General features: G+C 75.7%; 1 protein-coding gene. It reads right to left on the bottom strand.

Annotated features, from left to right (window positions below; genetic code table 11):
* Positions 1-1,733 (bottom strand): DUF5107 domain-containing protein (locus ACIQOV_RS40305; protein WP_401055961.1); only part of this gene is annotated, 1,733 nt, incomplete at both ends.

The raw sequence follows: 1,733 nt of genomic DNA, 5'->3' as shown, positions 1-1,733 counted from the left end.
CGCGTGAATATGTAGACCGGACGTCATATTTGTTCTTCCGGGGCCGGTCGCCGGGGTGGACGGCGAGCCAGAGGGTGTCCAGGGAGAGCTCGCCCTCGCGCATGGTGTCGACCTGGATGCCCTCGGCCAGCAGCCGCCGGACCCGGTCGTCGTCGCCGCGGGCGTGCGCCGCCTCCGCCTCGGCCAGCCTGATCCGGCCGTGCGCCCGGTCGGCCGGGGAGAGCGCCTCGATCAGCGCGAGTGCCTCGGCGGGGCGCTCGGCGCGCCGCAGCGACTCCAGCGTCTCGATCGTCAACTCCCGTAGTTCCGGCCGGAGTCGGTGGGCCGAGAGCATGAGGTCGGCGGCCTCCCGCGCTTGCGGGGTCAGGAGGGCGAGCGCGCGCAGCGCCCAGGGCGAGGCCTGGACGGCGACGGAGCGTTCGAACGCCTCGTGGGCGGACTCCCGCTCCCCGTCGGCCAGGCGCAGCAGCCCGAGCTGGTACAGCGCGTGCCAGTCCGTGGCGTTCGCCTCCAGCAGCCGCCGCCAGTGCGCCCCGGTGACCGGCTCGGCCGGCGGGTCGCAGACCGGGAGCGTGCCGGTCTTCAGGAGCTGCCGCCAGGGTTCCTGGGCGGCCGCCGGCTCGCCGAAGGGCAGGGCGGGCAGGGCACCGGCCTCGATCTCCAGCGCGGCCCAGCCGCCGCCCTCGGACAGCACCTCCTCGGGCGCGCCGAACTCCCCGGCCCGGGCGTCGGCCCGCTCCAGCTCCAGCGGCGGGAGCAACCGGTCCAGCGCCTCGCCGGCGGCCTCCCGGGCGGCCTCCCAACTCCCGTGCACGGCTGTGGGATCGGCCTGCAGCAGCCCGTACGCCTCGGTCCACGACCAGGTGGCGCCGGCGGGCATCGGCAGATGCTCCAGCTGGGTGCGGGCCAGGCCCGCCTGGATCTCCAGGTAGGCGGAGTCCGGGCCGGAGAGCCACTCCTGCCAGTGCCTGCCGCCGGTGCCGGTGCCCCAGCAGAACAGCTTGCGGCCGCGCAGCCGGGCGGTGGAGGTCTGGACGAGCCCGGCGCCGGTGCCGTCCAGCGCGGCGATCCAGGGGCGTTCGCCGCCGGGGAGGTCGAGGAAGTAGTCCGCGGCGCGCGCCGCCCGGCCGGGGTAGCTGCGGTCGGCGCCGTCGACCTCCGGGAAGGGCACCCGGCGCAGGTCGCTGACGTAGTCGCAGTGGAAGGCGTGGTCGGCCGGGCCGAGGACGCGCACGTCCCGGTCCTGGGGCACGGCGATGTTGGACCACCAGTAGACCGGTGTCTCGGTCGGCGCGGGGTTGTGCACGGCGATGCGGACGTAGAGCACCGGGGAGCCGGCGGGCAGCCAGGTGTCCATCCGCAGCACCAGGCGCCGCAGCCGCTCGAAGGCGTACATCCGCAGGCCCGGGGTGCCGTCGGGCGCGCTCACCCGGACGGCGTGCAGCGGCTCGCAGGTCAGCGGCCAGTGCCCGGTGGCGCCGAGGTTCCACTCCACCCCGCCGGCCAGCCAGGCGTCGCGCAGGGCGAGGTTGGCGGGCTGCAGGATCCGGTTGCGGTGCAGCAGCTCCCGCCCGGTGGGGCGGTGGACCAGGGACCACAGCCGCCCGCCGAGGGAGGGCAGGAAGGTCGCGGTGAGGGTCTCGTTCTCCAGCACCACGCACGGGAGTTCGCGCTCGGTACGGACGCGGTCGTACCCGCCCTGCCGGGTGTACGGCAGCAGGGTGTCGGGCACC

The sequence above is a fragment of the Kitasatospora sp. NPDC091257 genome, from assembly GCF_044757675.1.
GTDB classification, from domain to species: domain Bacteria; phylum Actinomycetota; class Actinomycetes; order Streptomycetales; family Streptomycetaceae; genus Kitasatospora; species Kitasatospora lactacystinica.
The sequence above is the reverse complement of the archived record's forward strand: the minus strand, read 5'-3'. Positions and strand labels throughout refer to the sequence as shown.